This window comes from Thalassomonas sp. RHCl1 (assembly GCF_947387555.1).
Classification (GTDB): Bacteria; Pseudomonadota; Gammaproteobacteria; order Enterobacterales; family Alteromonadaceae; genus Thalassomonas.
Genome location: NZ_CANDNZ010000016.1, coordinates 130,799 through 145,820, shown reverse-complemented (window position 1 = coordinate 145,820; position 15,022 = coordinate 130,799). Strand labels below are relative to the sequence as shown.

18 protein-coding genes are annotated in these 15,022 nt (G+C 46.7%); 4 read left to right on the top strand and 14 right to left on the bottom strand.

What is annotated here, in order from left to right; genetic code table 11:
• Positions 1 to 160 precede the first annotated feature (160 nt).
• The gene (gene cheD, locus QL234_RS27830; protein ID WP_281561024.1) at positions 161 to 838 is read right to left on the bottom strand and encodes a chemoreceptor glutamine deamidase CheD; all 678 of its coding nucleotides are present in this window, start codon (positions 836 to 838) and stop codon (positions 161 to 163) included.
• Positions 839 to 1,246: 408 nt separating this feature from the next.
• Between cheD and QL234_RS27825 the strand changes: the two genes are divergently transcribed.
• Complete coding sequence (locus QL234_RS27825; protein WP_281561023.1) at positions 1,247 to 1,462, top strand: hypothetical protein; 216 nt, start codon at positions 1,247 to 1,249, stop codon at positions 1,460 to 1,462.
• A gap of 87 nt (positions 1,463 to 1,549) precedes the next feature.
• Here the strand turns inward: QL234_RS27825 and QL234_RS27820 are convergent, their stop codons facing one another.
• Complete coding sequence (locus QL234_RS27820) at positions 1,550 to 2,278, bottom strand: hypothetical protein (RefSeq protein ID WP_281561022.1); 729 nt, start codon at positions 2,276 to 2,278, stop codon at positions 1,550 to 1,552.
• Positions 2,279 to 2,554: 276 nt separating this feature from the next.
• Here QL234_RS27820 and QL234_RS27815 point away from each other — a divergent pair, with 276 nt between their 5' ends.
• Positions 2,555 to 2,782 carry a hypothetical protein gene (locus QL234_RS27815; RefSeq protein WP_281561021.1) on the top strand — a complete coding sequence of 76 codons (228 nt, stop codon included), beginning with the start codon at positions 2,555 to 2,557 and terminating at the stop codon, positions 2,780 to 2,782.
• Between the two features lie 119 nt (positions 2,783 to 2,901).
• Here QL234_RS27815 and QL234_RS27810 read toward each other — a convergent pair whose 3' ends face one another.
• The 7 genes from QL234_RS27810 to QL234_RS27780 form a co-directional block, all read right to left on the bottom strand.
• Complete coding sequence (locus tag QL234_RS27810; protein ID WP_281561020.1) at positions 2,902 to 3,114, bottom strand: hypothetical protein; 213 nt, start codon at positions 3,112 to 3,114, stop codon at positions 2,902 to 2,904.
• Positions 3,107 to 3,784 carry a FliH/SctL family protein gene (locus tag QL234_RS27805; protein ID WP_281561019.1) on the bottom strand — a complete coding sequence of 226 codons (678 nt, stop codon included), beginning with the start codon at positions 3,782 to 3,784 and terminating at the stop codon, positions 3,107 to 3,109. Before QL234_RS27805 ends, QL234_RS27810 begins: the two co-directional genes overlap by 8 nt.
• 90 nt (positions 3,785 to 3,874) lie before the next feature.
• Positions 3,875 to 4,228 carry a hypothetical protein gene (locus tag QL234_RS27800; RefSeq protein ID WP_281561018.1) on the bottom strand — a complete coding sequence of 118 codons (354 nt, stop codon included), beginning with the start codon at positions 4,226 to 4,228 and terminating at the stop codon, positions 3,875 to 3,877.
• Between the two features lie 71 nt (positions 4,229 to 4,299).
• A complete protein-coding gene (locus QL234_RS27795; RefSeq protein WP_281561017.1) occupies positions 4,300 to 4,515 on the bottom strand; it encodes an EscE/YscE/SsaE family type III secretion system needle protein co-chaperone in 216 nt (71 codons plus the stop codon).
• A gap of 52 nt (positions 4,516 to 4,567) precedes the next feature.
• The gene (locus tag QL234_RS27790; RefSeq protein ID WP_281561016.1) at positions 4,568 to 5,719 is read right to left on the bottom strand and encodes an FHA domain-containing protein; all 1,152 of its coding nucleotides are present in this window, start codon (positions 5,717 to 5,719) and stop codon (positions 4,568 to 4,570) included.
• A gap of 49 nt (positions 5,720 to 5,768) precedes the next feature.
• Entirely contained in the window at positions 5,769 to 7,247 is a 1,479-nt protein-coding gene (gene sctC, locus QL234_RS27785; RefSeq protein WP_281561015.1) for a type III secretion system outer membrane ring subunit SctC, read from the bottom strand.
• Positions 7,248 to 7,293: 46 nt separating this feature from the next.
• Complete coding sequence (locus QL234_RS27780) at positions 7,294 to 7,857, bottom strand: YajG family lipoprotein (RefSeq protein WP_281561014.1); 564 nt, start codon at positions 7,855 to 7,857, stop codon at positions 7,294 to 7,296.
• 187 nt (positions 7,858 to 8,044) lie between these two features.
• Between QL234_RS27780 and sctN the strand changes: the two genes are divergently transcribed.
• A complete protein-coding gene (gene sctN / locus QL234_RS27775; RefSeq protein ID WP_281561013.1) occupies positions 8,045 to 9,370 on the top strand; it encodes a type III secretion system ATPase SctN in 1,326 nt (441 codons plus the stop codon).
• A 352-nt stretch (positions 9,371 to 9,722) separates the two neighbouring features.
• A complete protein-coding gene (locus QL234_RS27770; protein ID WP_281561012.1) occupies positions 9,723 to 9,941 on the top strand; it encodes a hypothetical protein in 219 nt (72 codons plus the stop codon).
• Positions 9,942 to 10,334: 393 nt separating this feature from the next.
• Here the strand turns inward: QL234_RS27770 and QL234_RS27765 are convergent, their stop codons facing one another.
• The 5 genes from QL234_RS27765 to QL234_RS27745 all read right to left on the bottom strand — a co-directional run bounded on the left by QL234_RS27765 (position 10,335) and on the right by QL234_RS27745 (position 14,804).
• Positions 10,335 to 11,315, bottom strand: coding sequence for a transposase (locus tag QL234_RS27765; RefSeq protein ID WP_281561011.1), 981 nt, complete (start codon positions 11,313 to 11,315; stop codon positions 10,335 to 10,337).
• A 164-nt stretch (positions 11,316 to 11,479) separates the two neighbouring features.
• Positions 11,480 to 11,944 carry a CesT family type III secretion system chaperone gene (locus QL234_RS27760; RefSeq protein WP_281561010.1) on the bottom strand — a complete coding sequence of 155 codons (465 nt, stop codon included), beginning with the start codon at positions 11,942 to 11,944 and terminating at the stop codon, positions 11,480 to 11,482.
• Between the two features lie 108 nt (positions 11,945 to 12,052).
• Positions 12,053 to 13,138, bottom strand: coding sequence for a hypothetical protein (locus QL234_RS27755; RefSeq protein WP_281561009.1), 1,086 nt, complete (start codon positions 13,136 to 13,138; stop codon positions 12,053 to 12,055).
• A 13-nt stretch (positions 13,139 to 13,151) separates the two neighbouring features.
• Entirely contained in the window at positions 13,152 to 14,321 is a 1,170-nt protein-coding gene (locus QL234_RS27750; protein ID WP_281561008.1) for a hypothetical protein, read from the bottom strand.
• Positions 14,322 to 14,375: 54 nt separating this feature from the next.
• Entirely contained in the window at positions 14,376 to 14,804 is a 429-nt protein-coding gene (locus QL234_RS27745) for a hypothetical protein (protein ID WP_281561007.1), read from the bottom strand.
• Positions 14,805 to 15,022: the final 218 nt, after the last annotated feature.

Sequence of the window (15,022 nt, the reverse complement as noted above, 5' to 3'; positions counted from 1 at the left end):
GCATATAGCAGAAGCAGGCAAAAAGAAGAGAAAATCCCCAAATCTATTTGACTCGGGGGGAGTGACCATATATGTCCCATATTTTTACAGGCAATGACTTTTAACGGGAAAAGCTCACTGGTAAGACAAAAGCATACTGCTCAAAGCGGTAAAGCTTTGGTTAGAATAACTCAACCGAACCTTCCACGGCATGTTCATCATCTATTCGGTGACGATAATCATTTTCGCGTTGCACTATGGTGTCGTTAGACAAATTTTGCAGTCTTTTAACAAAAGCCCTGCCCGTTGCCGGCTCGAAGATGACTTTTCTCGGACAAGCTAAACCGACATCGGCCTTTTCAATTTGGATTTTTTCAGAGGCCAGATAGCGCAGGGCAAAATGGAGGTTTTTCATGCCGACACTCGACATATTATTGAGCATATCCCCGCCGCCAAATAACTTAGCGACCAGGTTCTTTTTACGGCCGCCGTGCTTTAATATAATGTTAATCAAATGCTCCATGGCAAAGTTACCATAACGGGTAGCATCACTTTCTTTGCCCCGCTGGCTCCAGTTGACCTGATCGGCATCTTTATCAGTCAAGGGCAGTAAAAAATGATTCATACCGCCAATGCCCGCCACAGGATCCCAGACACAGGCAGAAATGCAGGAGCCCAAAGTAGTCGCAATGGCAACATTTTGCCTGGTGATATAAAATTCCCCCGGTAAGATCTTCGCAACCACCATTTGCCGGTTTTCATCCCAATAATGGTTAATATGGGAGAACTCAGGTAAACAGTGTTGCCGGCAATAGGCGACTTCACTGTGCTGCTCACGCTTCCATGTCACTGCGTCCATAAGCTTTTATCCATTTAGCATTGAGAAAAATTGACGATTGATGAAAGGGCGAGGCAAAGTACCTGTTGGTTACAGCTAAAATGCTCCCCCGCGGCTCGCTAACATGCCATCCATCCCTAGCAACAATGTTTGAAGTATAGCCCTTAAATTCTGTTTTTTTTGCAAAAACATAACTCTATATAAGTAAAACACTGAGCTGTGCTTTAGCACAATCAGAAAATAAATTCATCAGGGCCTTTCTTGTCAATAACGATGCCAGCAAAAAAATCCTCAGCACTCTTATGCAAGCCTGATAGAAAACGCTGTGGTTTAATAGTGCAGGTTTTGTTATAAATAAAAGATTATCGTGGCTTGTTTACATGATAATTTTCATAAAAATCAATAATAAAGTAATAAGGAAATTAAAATATGAATAGTAAATTAATGATTAAGTCAGCGGTCTTTGGTTTTGGCTTAAGCTTAGGCAGTTTTGCAAATGCAGAAATTGATATACCCATATTTGAGCCTGGCTGCTTTTCCCGTTGCTACACAGCCGAGATGGTTTGCATGGGTAATGCCACCACCCCGGGTCAAATGGATGCCTGTGCCGAAGAGTCGTTTCGCTGCATGTCCGACTGTAGGTAACAACCCGTCAATGCAATGTCAGGCTCAAATCTGAATGTGCAGAGCCGTATTTTGTCTTTATCGCGGTTTTGACCTGGGGGCTGCGAGTTAAAGCAAAACAGGAGCGGTTCTGAGCCTGTCTATCCCCGGGTATTGCTGCGAGTAAGTATCGGCAAGCCGGATAAGCTGCTCCCGTGACATCTTGATTATATGCTGACAAAAATTACCCTGGTGAAGCCGGGCTAGCTTAGCATCTACCTTTGCCCCATAACCGCCGAGCAGCAACTCCCTTTCCTCTATGGTATACAACCCGGAGATATCTTCCGGGACAGAGGTTGCCAGCATCAGGTACTGCTCTGCTTTTTTAAGCTGACGCATCTTGTCCAGGACGGGAAGGTGCTGAATTTCGCTGGTCAATGTATGATGGTAGCCGCGTACACTTAGCCCTGAAAGCATCGCCATTGCATCTGATATTTGTAACATTCTCATCACCTTAGAGAATACCGAGCTTATCTCAGTGCCATCCGCCACTGCATTCGCCAGTCCGGTGTAAAGATATGCATCACGTACCAGTTTCGCACTCTTAAGGCTGTATGCTCCTGCATTTTCAATCTGGTCCACCATTGCCGTACTGCTCTTGTCCGCAAGATTTTCACTCGAATCTGTGCCTTGAGGCATAACAATGACACTGTGCTTATTTCCCGTCCCGAAGCCGGCGTCAACATGACCCGGGTCGGCCCCAAAGGTAAACATCTCCTGTTTCAGTATTTTTCCAGAAAAGCCGGCTACGCTATCGCCATGCAATAACCGGGAAGATGTTTCAGTTTTTTGGCTCATTGCCCGAGCCTCTGTTCGGTTAACATTCAAGTGAAGTTCCGGTTCAGCTTCGGCAAAAGCCTTATCTGCTAAAATGTGCTCACAGAGGTATTGCCGTTCCTGCGCACTTAACATCGCTCCCCCGGTAAATCTACTTGTTATTTGCTTGTTTGTTATGCCAGTCATGCTGAAGTCTCATTGTTAAGGTGCTCATATTTGAGCTTTATCAACTGCCCAAAGCCTTTTATCTGTTGCGAACAGGGTTACATCAGGGCCTGTGGATCAGGTATCAGTTTCATGGAAAATGTCATCCTCGACGGTTCGGCTAAAAACACTCTCAAGTCACAACATCACTGCCTGAAACCTGCTAATAAGAATCAGGTTAACGATTTTTGTTTTTACTTTTTATCTTTTGCAAGGCAAAGCAACTCTACACGGGCTGCGTTTTGCTCCTGGTGGGAAGGTAAAAATACCTGGATATATTTTCCTGTCATCAGGAAAAACAGCTGGAATCTCGAAAAATAGTGATTCGTCCGGTAATGTGAGGCGACTAAAGCGCAAGCAGGCAGCGACCCCGGAGCGACTTATCATCGCCTCCTAAGGCCACGTATAGAAGTAATAAAGAAAAATTTCAGCAGACTTAATTACAAGCAGTATCTTACACGCCGCTTTTTCTTGGCCTGCATTTTACGCTTTTCTTTTTTCTTCAGTGCAATCAGACGATTGATTTCTTCCATGGCAATCTTGCCCAATACACTAAAATCATATTTAGCGGGTTCCGGCTCAGGCATGGGCAAATAACCTAATTTACGGCGTATCAGCTGATCCGCGACTCTGTTAACGGCTTCATTATCCATAGCTTAGCTCCCTGTTTTCAATGCTTTTATTTTCATCTAGCGGTTGTTCTTCAAGGGAGCCAAATACAGCCCCCAGAGATTTGTGCAATGCGTTAAGCTGGGTTTGAAGGCCAGCATCTACCACCCCTACCGGGGTTTCAAGCCGGCAGGATCTGACCGGCATTTTACTGTCGGCAATAACATCAATACGCTCTATGTTCGGATATTGCTCCTGCCAATGCCCTACCCGTGCTTTTACCGCTTTGACATCGTTACCGGAGACAATAATCTTTATTTGCTGCTCGGTCTCAACCGCTTTAATCGCCGTGCCCACCAGAGACTGGATCAGCGTGCTTTGATCTATCTGGCCAAGGATGCGTTGCAGGACATCTTGAATGATCTCGCATGCCTGGTGCTCAAATGCCTTAATATATTCGATTGATTTTAAATTAAGCGCCAGTAGCTGCTGGCGGGACTCGGCTTTTCCTGCCTTAAGCCCCGCTTGATAGCCTTTTTCTTCTTGCTCAGCCATTCGGGCATCTGCCGACTTGTGGCGCTTTTTTACCTGCTGCTTGCTATAGGCTGCTAAACGCTTGTGGTCCATATAAGCACGGTAATCACTTTTTTTAAGCAAATTACCCGAGGGTTTATTTTCCAGGACGCCATTTTTTAATTTAATAACTGAAAGCATTATTTTTCCTAATTACTTAGCCGCGAATAAAGCGATATCAATTTGATACCGATAATCCCCTGTTCACAGGAACAAGTTAAGGCGCGAACCTTAGTGGGCCCCCGAGAGCAGGTTGCTTTCGATTTGCGCGAAAAAAGGCTTGAACTCAACACTGTTTGATTGCTTCATCAGGTTCTGTGCCTGTTGGCGGTTGCCCTGTAGTGCCAGCACCAGTACCTTAAATGCCTCCAGCGCATCGTCACGGAATGTCGGCTTTTCCAATGTTGTTAACGCTTGTTGATATTGCTTTTTCCCCAGCAGCAGCAAAGTATCGATAATATAAGGCGCTGCGGCGGCAGGTTTTAATACTTTTAGACCTTCACTGATGGCATGGGCTTGCTTTTCTAAGCCTCGGCCTGCTGCGATCAATCCCAGTTCTGTGGTTTGTTTTAGTAAATCAGACATTTGCTTGTCTCCTGTGTAATAGCAATGCGGTTAAAAGAGTTAATATTAAGAATAAAGACTGAGTGCCTGATTTATTCTGTGATGGTGTTCAATACCGTTAAGCCATTTGAAAAAACATCCAGGCAGGCATTGTTGCGGTTAAATTCTTGCGTAGTACTAGGCCTTCTAAGCGCTGCCTTGAACTGATTTATTTCCTGGTCAAAAGCTGCCTGTAAATGCTTGATACAGGTTTCTCGTTCTTCACCGGCTAATGTCTGCTCAAGGTCGGTCATAAAAAAATTGTTCATCACTATTTCTCTCTTGTTGTTGATAAATGGCTTATTTAACGGGTATTAATATTTATAAATCATCAATCAGGTATTTAATTTTTCGGTCTTGAAAACGCATGATCACGTGGTCAAGCGCGATTTCGTCAACGGTAAAATGTCCGTCAATCGTATACCCTTCATAAATAGATTCGCCGTTCCTGGTGATTAAAAAAGGCAATTCGCCCATGTTGACACTGTCCACCTGAATATTCGGTTTAGGTAACCAGCGCTTATCCCGTGTTTGATCCTGCCAGGCAGTCACACCAGTAACATCGCGTTGTAAAGTATGAAACGCATGCTGCCATTTTGTTGGCAACTTTATATCCCCAACCAGGGCAAATACCCCGTTTTCAGCAGTGCTTTCCACCTTAATATGCGAAAACCCGAGCGCCTGAAGCGTTTGCTGGGCGGAGCTGAGCAACAAGTGCTGGTTCAATACCCGGTTGATCACCTTGGGAAACCTGAGCTGTAGCCAGTCATTCAGCTCCCGTTGATCTTCGATATTGGTTAAATAACCCGATATCTGCCAGGGAAGCTGCTCGTCGTCCCGGCTGAGGGTTAAACCGGCGCCTGGAAAGCGCTCGGCCAGTTCAGTGCGTACCTGTTCGGGATCGAAAAATGCTTTTTTTTCTGCCTCAACAGACGCCTGGTTGATAGCAACCCCGGCCGCCGCCACCGAGCTGAATAGCGCGATAGTGGTCGCGGAAATTAACTTGGTTTTTGTCAGCCATTTTTTCGGTTCGTCATCTTCAAGCTCTTCCAGCTCATCTTCATCGTCTTCATCGCCTTCGCTGGAGAACATGCCCCAATCGCCGTCGTCTTCCTCCTCCTCTTCACTGGCGTCCGGTTCAGTTTCCCCGGCTAATAGTGCTTCCGGCCATTCATATTCACCATTGGCGAAGCCGAAGATCAGCTCGCCAACACAAATATAATCGCCATGGTTTAGTGCAATGCTTCGATCGCTCGCCTCTTTACCGTTTTGTAAAAAAGCACTCTCAACCAAACTATTCAGGGTCAGTGTTTCCCCCTCGAGGATGAGTTCAAAATGTTTATCCTCGATACTCTCGCTTTGTAAAATAAGATCGCAGTCATTGCTCCCCCCAAGGCATTGTGTGCCGGGTTCCAGCTCTATTTCCGCATTTTTTTGTGGTCCGGTTAAAACCCGTAAATACCATGTGGTCACGTTAGTACTCCCTTGTTTTGTCATTACTGAGTTGATGAGCAACTATTGGTTAGTCAATTACCCTGGGCTTGATAATAAACAGGCGCACCATGTTGACGACGCTCTTATTGTGATACTTAAATAAGTTGCCCACCCAGGGAACGGTATGTAATATCGGCACCCGGGTTTCCTGGTGCATTTCCACATCATAGTGATAACCGCCGACCACTAAACTGCCGCCTTCTTCAATCATCGCCTGGGTACTGATACTGGTGGCGCTGACCACGGGAATAGAATCCACCTGCTGGCCATTTTGTTGCCCGTCTTCGATATTAATGTCCATGATCACTTTGTGCTCACCATTTTCCATAATCAAATGCGGGGTTAAATCGATACTTGTGCCCACAGATACGGGGAATAACTCCGCATCTTCCTGCGCCGCAACCCTGACATAAAAAGTGGTGCTGTTATCCAGTATCGTGCTTTGATGGTTGCCGGTAACGATCACAGGACGGGATGAAATCTGCGCATGTCCGCTTTTCTCCAGCACGCGGATATCGGCATCAAAATCAAAGTTGATCGAATTACCCGTTGCCCCCTGGTTATTGCCGTTACTGCCGATAGCCCATTCAAGTCCCATCTGCTTGGCTTTTTCGGTACTGATATTCAAGATAGTGACATCAATTTCAATTTGTTCTGCGCGCACATCCAGGCTGCGGATCGCTTCCTGATACATGGGCATACGCTCGGCTTTATCATAAATCACGACCGCATTAAGGCGCGGATCCCCTTCAATGGAGGCCAGCTGACCGCGCTCCGGGGTAAGCGCCAAAGCACCTTGCTGATTGGCGGGTACAACCTTGCTGCCGATAATAGCGTTTGCCTGCTGGCTTTTTTCCAGCCAATTATTGTTTTGTTGTGTGTGCGTCATCCCCACCAGGCGCCGTAAAACATGGGCAACACCAAAAACTTCCCGGGATTGACCGCGATATACCCTTTGAGTATTAACCGCGCTGGCATACTTAAGCGGAAAGATTTTCAGCACATAGGTTTCCTTAGTATGATCAACGTCCAGCGTCCAGATTGTCTGTTCGATCAGGTTGATAAAACGTGGTGGACCTGAGATATACACCAGCTGCTCGGTGGAGGCCACTTGCCAGTTAAAGCGCCCGTCCCAGATGCCGACTTTTCTCAGCATGTCTTCTAAATATTCGGGGGAAATATATTTTAAGTGGAATACCCGGTTTTGATACTCGGACGTGGCATAAAAATAGATAGCCCCGTTGTCGTTGTACCAGGTAAAAGCATTCTTTTTCGCCAGTTTGTCTAAAAAGTCACGGCCGTTTTTGCCGCTGTATGCCCCCAGTACCCTTGCGGTTAACTGCGGGCTGATCACGGCTTGAATATTATAATTGGCACTGAAATTTTTTAAGACATTGGCAATGCTTTCGCCTTTTGAATGCACCGCATAAGCTTCATCCCATTGAAGTGATTTCGCCAAAAGCTCACAGGAAAATAAAGCACCGATTAAGAAAATAACGATTCTCATGAGTTAATCCTTGGTTGGAATAAATTTAATAGTTTGAAAACACTGCTTATTTCATTAAAAAGCGAAGCAATTTAGAATCTTGCAGCACTTTTTGGCTTGCCTGAAAAATGGCCGTGCTTATCAGGTATTTTTTGTCATCGTCGTCGGACAGCGCATGAAAAGGCTGGCTGTAATTAACCTGATAACTGTTTTGATAACGGCCCTCTGCCGTGGTGGCTACGACAGACAACTTCACCTGGGTATAGGTATACCCCTGCCAAAGGTCATCTGAACTGCGGTGCGCTATCGACTCTACCGTGACCACTAAAGCACTGTTTTCAAAGCCATTAACCACCCTGATGCCCCTGTGACTCAATTGACTCTCAAGCATAAGCTTAAGTTTGTCCTGCAAATCGTTCGTCTCTATTGACTCGATCGCAAGCGGATCATCGGATACCGGTGATGCCGGGCGGCCATCTTTGACTTCCAGCCGGATTTCGGCCCGGGTTAAGGCACTGGCAGTAACCGGGTTCAAGGTTGCCAATATCGGCAGGCTTTGCACCGACTGGGCGCAACCATTAATCAACGGCAGCAGCAAGATAACGCTAAGTAAGCTTATTTTTTTCATCATGACGGATAAAGACCCAAATTTGTAAAAACTGAAACTAAGAGACAGCCCCGGAAAAGTTGTTTTTAAATTAATGAAAAAATGCGATTAAGCCGGCAAGAGTCTTATTGATAAGCGCGAAAGCATAAAAAGGTAAACAAGACAGCAGTTATGGTTTCCCAGGATATTATCGGTTTAATTGAGCAAATTTATGAGCGCACTTAACTATATTGGCGAGACCATTGCCGAATGTGTCAATACCGCAGAATTGGTCACCTTACGCGGCCGCGTCACCAAAGTATTGGGGACCATATTGCACGCACAACTGCCCGGTGTTGAAACCGGGGAGCTGTGTTTATTAACGACGCCGGGGCAAGAAAGAGACTTGATGGCAGAAGTCATAGGTTTTGATAAACACGACGCCCTGCTGACCCCTTTGGGTGATATGCAGGGGATTTCCGGTGCCACTGAGGTTATTCCTACAGGGAAACAACACACGATAGCGGTGGGAGACAACTTGCTCGGCCGGGTACTTGATGGAATGGGACAGCCGATAGATACAGCAACCAAAGGCCCGCTTATCTGCAATGAGCAATACCCTGTTTACGCGCCGCCACCGGACCCGTTAACCCGTCGCCTGATAGACAAACCACTTTCCCTTGGCGTAAAAGCCATCGACGGCTTTATCACCTGCGGAGAAGGGCAGCGGCTGGGAGTGTTTGCCGCCGCCGGCGGCGGTAAAACCACTTTGCTGTCTATGCTGGTCAAAGGCGCGGATGTCGATGTGGTCGTCATCGCCCTTATCGGAGAGCGCGGCCGGGAAGTGAGGGAATTTCTTGAGCATGATTTAGGCCCTGAAGGGGTAAAAAAAGCCGTTATTGTCGTGGCAACCTCAGATCGCCCCTCCATGGAAAGGGCAAAAGCCGCATACGTCTCTACCGCTATCGCCGAATATTTCAGAGACCAGGGCAAACGGGTTTTGCTGTTGATGGATTCCGTCACCCGCTTTGCCCGGGCACAACGCGAGATCGGCCTGGCGGCGGGTGAACCCCCGACACGAAGAGGTTTCCCTCCCTCGGTTTTTGCCACCTTACCTAAATTAATGGAGCGTACCGGCCTCAATGACAAAGGCTCAATTACCGCCCTGTACACGGTATTAGTTGAAGGTGATGACATGACTGAACCCGTAGCTGATGAAACCCGCTCAATCCTGGATGGCCATATCATCTTATCCCGTAAATTAGGCGCGGCAAATCATTACCCGGCCATAGATGTTCTGGGCAGCATCAGCCGGGTGATGAACAATATTACCAACCGTGAACATATAGACAATGCGGGTTATATCAGGCGGTTAATGTCGAAATATCAGGATGTCGAGCTTTTGGTCAACATTGGCGAATATCAGCAAGGAGAAGACCCGGACGCGGATGAAGCCATAGCGAAAATCGGCGATATCAATGAATTTTTACAGCAAGGCTGTGACCAAATCATTGATTACGACGAAAGCCTCGCATCCTTGGCCAACCTGACGCTTTAACGAGATTACAACACAACTCCAGCAGCCGGGAGAACGCTGCCACCAAGCGCTCTCCGGCAATACTTTAACAGGCTCCAGGCCGGGATTTAATTCTTCTTATAAGCAGCAATAATTGCTGACATATCTCCCCAAAAAAACAGCTGCCTTTAGCTGCTAAATAACTTATATTTTCAGCGCCCCCCTGAGTATGAGTAAGCTTGACGGGACAAGCTTTCCCAGCATTTTTTTACTATTACTCAGATAATTACCCAGGTTCACTTGTCCTTTAGCCATCGACAAACAGGTTGTTTATCGTACTATCTTTATGCCAAAATAAATAGAAAAAAAATAATAATATAAAAAGAATTCTAATATGTTTAAAAAAGCTTCTTTACTGTTACCTTTAGTAGCAGCAAGCTTGTTTGCAACAAGCGTCCAGGCAGAATTAACACCACAAGGACTATACGAGTGCACGAATGGTGCCTTATACGAGCTTTGGCTTGATGTTGAAGGCGGAACCGTCAACGAAATTCGTTGGATTTATATTGGCCGTTGTTCCAGCGATGACTTATACAGACCAGGCATAGGCTAAAACGGTAAATAAGCAGCCACCGCATAAGATAGTTTTTATACATATGGCTATCACATAGGTTTAGGCTATTTATGGAAGAGGCCTCAGCCCTCTTCCTTCTAGAAAATTTGCTTCTGACTTTTCCAGCTTTTATCAAAAACTCCCCCCTAAGCAACCCCCTTTATTAAGCCACCCATGATATATATTTCCTGTATTCTTAAATTTAAACCACCGATAAACTACAAAGAGTTTACCTTTAAGCTCTTATTTGACATCAAAAATGAGAAAAAGTGACTTTCCGAAAATTGTTGATAAATTACCTGAATATTAAGCAAAACTTAGACATCAGAATGTTGGTTAAACATTATTAACCTTTGGAATAACCAAGTTGGAAAATAGGGGATTACTACAAAATCATACCATATTCAGCCATTGCTTGCTGTTTGCAATACCGTGACTTCGCTTTAACCCTACATGCTCTGTGAACTCTGCTAAATGTGACGGTGTGCCAACAGCTCCCGTGAAGGTTTGTTCAAACTCTATTGCCAGTTTTAACCAGCTTTTTGTTGGTATTTGCAAGCGAGTTAATATCGCTTCGGCATCTTGATCTACTGCTCCCGCTTTACCCTCTCTGACAACACGCCCGGTACTATCAACCAGAGTTAAATAATCCTGTAGAGTAAAGTTAAGACCTTTGAGTTTATTCGCTTGTTCACCACCGATAAAAGGAACTAATTGTTTGGGTTGCTCACCTTTTAAAGCCGCTCTTACTCTCAGACGGATACCTGTGAATGCTGATTGCTCAGGTGTTTTAGCCACCTTTGACCTTACCGGGTTTAAATCAACATAGGCCATACAGGCTAGCAGGGCTGCTTCGTCTAGCAATGCCTGGGACTTAAACCGTCCTTCCCAAAAACGACCGGTACAGTTATCTTCAGCATTTGCTTGCCGGGCAATTGACTCGTTAAGTGAGCGCATAAACCAGCTTATATCCATCAAGCGCTTACGATAGGTTTCTGCGGTACTGTCTACACTGGCTTGCTGGAATTTATCAAGTGGTTGATTACTTATATATTGTTGTGTAAGCAAGGTGCCCTTAAACAATTGATGCCATCGGTTCAGTACCTCTGCTGTCGACCAATTTTTTGCCCGGTCTGTATCAACATACAACACAATATGTACATGGTTATGCATCACGGCATAGGCGCAAATATCTATTGAATAAACCTGTGAAAGTTGATGAATACGCGCTTCTACCCAGTCTCTGCGATGTTCATAACTTTTTCCTGTACTTTCATCAATACCACATAAAAAAGCTTTTCTGACCACCCTGCTACAGACGTGATAATATGGGGTATCTAATAAACTTATTTGTCTTTCTCTCGGCTTTGGCATTACTCTACCCCAACTCTTGAAATCAACTTGTTAAGTTTAGTTCATTAAGTCAAAAATGTTCAGACTAATTATGGGTGGCCTTATAAGAGAGGGAATGAATTTTAGAGGGGTAAAGTGGGCCTGCTCTCTAGCTAGGGCTTGATCGCAGGCCTTTGAGTCATATTTTATAGGCGAAGGCCTATTTCATTTATGGCCGGGGCGGCTGCTTGGTTGGTATGGTCGGCCAGTGATTCTTTTAGTTGCGGTTGGATGCTGGCGGTTAAGTCAATCATGTTATTAAGCACATTCGAGAAGTCCTGGAAGGTATTTGACTCATAGCTGCCGCTGTAGCAGAGCATCAGGGTATTGGCCTGGTCATCAAAAGCTATGGTGGCGCCGCGGGTTTCCTGCTGGAATAAATTTAAGCTTAGTGCGCATCTAAAGAGCATTTCAGCTCCTGTTACCGGCACCTCAATAAGCTCTACATTGATATAAAAATGATCGCTGCCTTCAATGGCAAACAGGCATAAATTGGTTTCCTCATTTGCCTGGATGAAACAACGGCCCTGCTCATCCAGGGTAAAAGTTGCCCCCAATTGTCCGCCCATTTCGTCGAGCCATGCCTGTAATTGTGTGGTCTGATTTGTCATAAAAGTCTCCTTAAAGTATCCGGGTAGTTATTGCGGTAAAACAACGCCGGGGTGTAATACCGCAATAGTCAGTGCTAGTGATTAGACACAGCACATTTCATAGTGTTGTTAAATATGTCTGGTAATCGCACTCATGGTTTGATTTTGTATGCGGGATTCATCCTGGATAATGCGCAGCACGGCATCGATAAGTTTTTCAGCACTCGCCGCCATACTTTTCATTTCCTCCGTCATCTGCCGCAGCATGTCAGATTTCACCTGCTCCTGCTCGGCATCAAGCCGCTTGATTTCGGACAGGTAGTTGCCAATCGATCTAACCACTTCTATTCCCCCCTGCGGCAGGCTTTTATACATTTCCAGCTCTTTAAGGGCGTTATTATGATCGGTGGAAATCTTACTGGCTTTCACATCCCAGGCATCCTGCTCGGCTTTTAACTCGGCATCCTGATCTGCTTTTAACCTGGCCGCCTTATCTGTGTTCATCGCCTCACCTTTGGCGGGAACCTCCGCTTCACCTCTGACAAACGTCTCGCCTTTAACCGGCACTTCGCCTCTGGTAAAAGTCTCTCCTGTGGTAGAAGTCATTTTCGGCTGATTCTCGGCAGCAGAAGCTATTTTCGGTTGATTTTGCGCAGCTGGGGCTACCGGCTCCGGCGCTTCGGGACGTGGTCCCAGCTTAGCCCTTTGTTGCGCCGCCGCCGATTCGGCTTTTACCGTTGCTATCACAGAAACCGTGGCAATGGCCAATTGCACCGCCGCTGTGGCAACCGAGAATGCCAACTGGGTTTCCGCCGCATCTCTCTTATCTTCAATAGCAGCCAGTTTTTTCGTCTGCTCCGCCATAGCGGTTGTCCAGGCTTGCTCTTTCGCCGATTGGCGTAAGGATTCCGCTATTTTAAACATCAATTTATACAACTCAGCGTGATCGATACGCGAGGCGGTCATATTGGTTTTCTCTGCCGGTGCCGACAAGGTTTGAAAAACCTCCTCCATCGAAGTGCCCGCAGCCGCAGCCACGGCCGCCGCAGAAGCATGCACCGCCGCCCCGGGCGGAGCAATAATACTTTGCACGCCACTGATTATTTTCGAATACGCCGCCTCGACAGCGCCTGCATGTTTTTTCACGGCATCCTGTTCAAGCGCATTGATTTCCGCCCGATTGCTTGCCGCCTGGTTAGTCGATATAGCCGTCATAATGTTTATCCCCTTAAATATGTGCTACTAGTGATAATTTGGTCTGCGCCGTTTTTGCCATCATGTCACTGGCCTGTTTCAACATTTCCTGCTCTGATTCAAGCCACTTTTTAACAAGCGCAACCGCTTCCTCGATTAGCAGTTGCATCGAGTAATTTTCTATCTGGGTTTCATCTTTTTTTAACTCCGCCATACGGGCGGCGTAGGTTTTCATGGCAACATCGATGGAAAACCCGGCCTGGGTGCCCTGGGTCGCAGCACTGATCCCCCCGGCAACGGAAGATGCCGTAGTGGCGGAAACACTGCTGGCAGCCGCACTGCCGCCAAAAAGGGCGCCGCCCGCCGCACCGCCGCCGATACTCAGGGCCACAACAATCACGGCAACGGTCACACCGGCAACAATCCCGGCGGTTTGTTCATCCATGCCGGCTTTGACAAAAAGATCGGTCAAGGCTTCTGTCGCCATGGCCATGCCGGTTTTTTCGCCGGTGCCCAGGCCAATCATGGTATCGGTCGCCAGGGCAATCATGATGGCGCCGGCAAAGACGCCAACCCCGGTGGCCATTAATGCCGCCCCTGCAACCAGGGCCGCCCCCGCCACCACCCAGGAGACAATTTCCATCGCAAACATAGAGTCTTCCTGCTCGCGCAGTTTCTTAAAGTAATCTTTGATTTCCGCCAGAATTTTTACTTCCGCCAGCTTCTGCGCCTCTTCGAGGTTTTTGATCTCATTGCGCTCGGCTTCTGCCATCAGTTCGCGCATCGCCCCGCCCAAAAGCGACATCAACACATTAACATCGGTGAGCAATTCCTCGCTCCAGTCAATGGCACGGCTGTCGGCTGACGCCATTGCCCGGGTGATGGTGTTATCATTAAAGGCTTTTTTTAACTCTTCTTTCCCCCTGCTTGCCGCCTCATAGGCCTTAAGGGCAAATAAACTCTGTACCGCATTCGAGTTGGTGGCGATATAGCCATAACCGTCATGCTCATTGCCCTGGCTGTCGGTATAAGTGATACCGACATAGTTACCGTTCTCGTCATAAGTCGTGGTCAGGGAACTGTTATTGCCAAACTTCAGGGTAACCAGGGTATTGTTGTTTTTGTCCTTGGTTTCTGTGCTGGTGACCGCCGAATTGTAAGTATTAAAATCAGCGATGGTGGATGTGTATATAGGTGATGTCATCTCGGTATTCTCCCTTTTTTAACTGGCCAACATCAGATGGCCATTTGCGCTTAACTACTGGCATTGCTGCAGCAGCGCCTGCGCTTTTTTGGTGGTTAACAGATCATCCGGGTTCATCGCCAACACTTGCTCTAAACAGGTTTTAGCCAGACTTGGTTTGGATAGCCGGATCTGGCATAAAGCGGCCGAAAGCAGGTGCTTCGGTTCTTTGGGCGCGATAGTACTGGCCGCGGAGAAACAGCGATAGGCGCCATGATAATCCCCCTGTTTGCTGCGGCAGTCCCCTTTAGCCTGCCAATATCGCGGTTGTGCGATATCAAACAGGCACAAACCGGCAAAAAGTTCTTCGGCTTTTTTATAGCTGCCTGCAGAAAACAGCTGCATGCCGTAAGCATAAACGGCATCCATCTGTGGCTGGCTCAAAGGGCTAAGCAGGCTGTTTTCAGTACCTTCCCCAGTAACCTCTTCATTTGTCTGATTCATACAAAGTCCTATTTAAGTAGTAAAAAATAAACTGCTCATTTGTTTGAGCAGCACGGGTTATCTTTATCAACCGGTATAGCTAGGAAACAGGACAGGGGTTTGTGTTTATCTTGAAGGTGATCTTATTTGGGGCTTTCTGGAAGAAACTTTCAGCAACTTTAAAAGCTTCAGCCAGGCAACAAAACTGTCACCGCCGAAGCTTGAAGCCACAAAGCGAC

Coding starts and splice junctions, on each gene's coding strand:
- cheD (WP_281561024.1), bottom strand. CDS start 838: ATGGACGCAGTGACATGGAAGCGTGAGCAGCACAGTGAAGTCGCCTAT.
- QL234_RS27825 (WP_281561023.1), top strand. CDS start 1,247: ATGAATAGTAAATTAATGATTAAGTCAGCGGTCTTTGGTTTTGGCTTA.
- QL234_RS27820 (WP_281561022.1), bottom strand. CDS start 2,278: ATGAGCCAAAAAACTGAAACATCTTCCCGGTTATTGCATGGCGATAGC.
- QL234_RS27815 (WP_281561021.1), top strand. CDS start 2,555: ATGGAAAATGTCATCCTCGACGGTTCGGCTAAAAACACTCTCAAGTCA.
- QL234_RS27810 (WP_281561020.1), bottom strand. CDS start 3,114: ATGGATAATGAAGCCGTTAACAGAGTCGCGGATCAGCTGATACGCCGT.
- QL234_RS27805 (WP_281561019.1), bottom strand. CDS start 3,784: ATGCTTTCAGTTATTAAATTAAAAAATGGCGTCCTGGAAAATAAACCC.
- QL234_RS27800 (WP_281561018.1), bottom strand. CDS start 4,228: ATGTCTGATTTACTAAAACAAACCACAGAACTGGGATTGATCGCAGCA.
- QL234_RS27795 (WP_281561017.1), bottom strand. CDS start 4,515: ATGAACAATTTTTTTATGACCGACCTTGAGCAGACATTAGCCGGTGAA.
- sctC (WP_281561015.1), bottom strand. CDS start 7,247: ATGAGAATCGTTATTTTCTTAATCGGTGCTTTATTTTCCTGTGAGCTT.
- QL234_RS27780 (WP_281561014.1), bottom strand. CDS start 7,857: ATGATGAAAAAAATAAGCTTACTTAGCGTTATCTTGCTGCTGCCGTTG.
- sctN (WP_281561013.1), top strand. CDS start 8,045: ATGAGCGCACTTAACTATATTGGCGAGACCATTGCCGAATGTGTCAAT.
- QL234_RS27770 (WP_281561012.1), top strand. CDS start 9,723: ATGTTTAAAAAAGCTTCTTTACTGTTACCTTTAGTAGCAGCAAGCTTG.
- QL234_RS27765 (WP_281561011.1), bottom strand. CDS start 11,315: ATGCCAAAGCCGAGAGAAAGACAAATAAGTTTATTAGATACCCCATAT.
- QL234_RS27760 (WP_281561010.1), bottom strand. CDS start 11,944: ATGACAAATCAGACCACACAATTACAGGCATGGCTCGACGAAATGGGC.
- QL234_RS27755 (WP_281561009.1), bottom strand. CDS start 13,138: ATGACGGCTATATCGACTAACCAGGCGGCAAGCAATCGGGCGGAAATC.
- QL234_RS27750 (WP_281561008.1), bottom strand. CDS start 14,321: ATGACATCACCTATATACACATCCACCATCGCTGATTTTAATACTTAC.
- QL234_RS27745 (WP_281561007.1), bottom strand. CDS start 14,804: ATGAATCAGACAAATGAAGAGGTTACTGGGGAAGGTACTGAAAACAGC.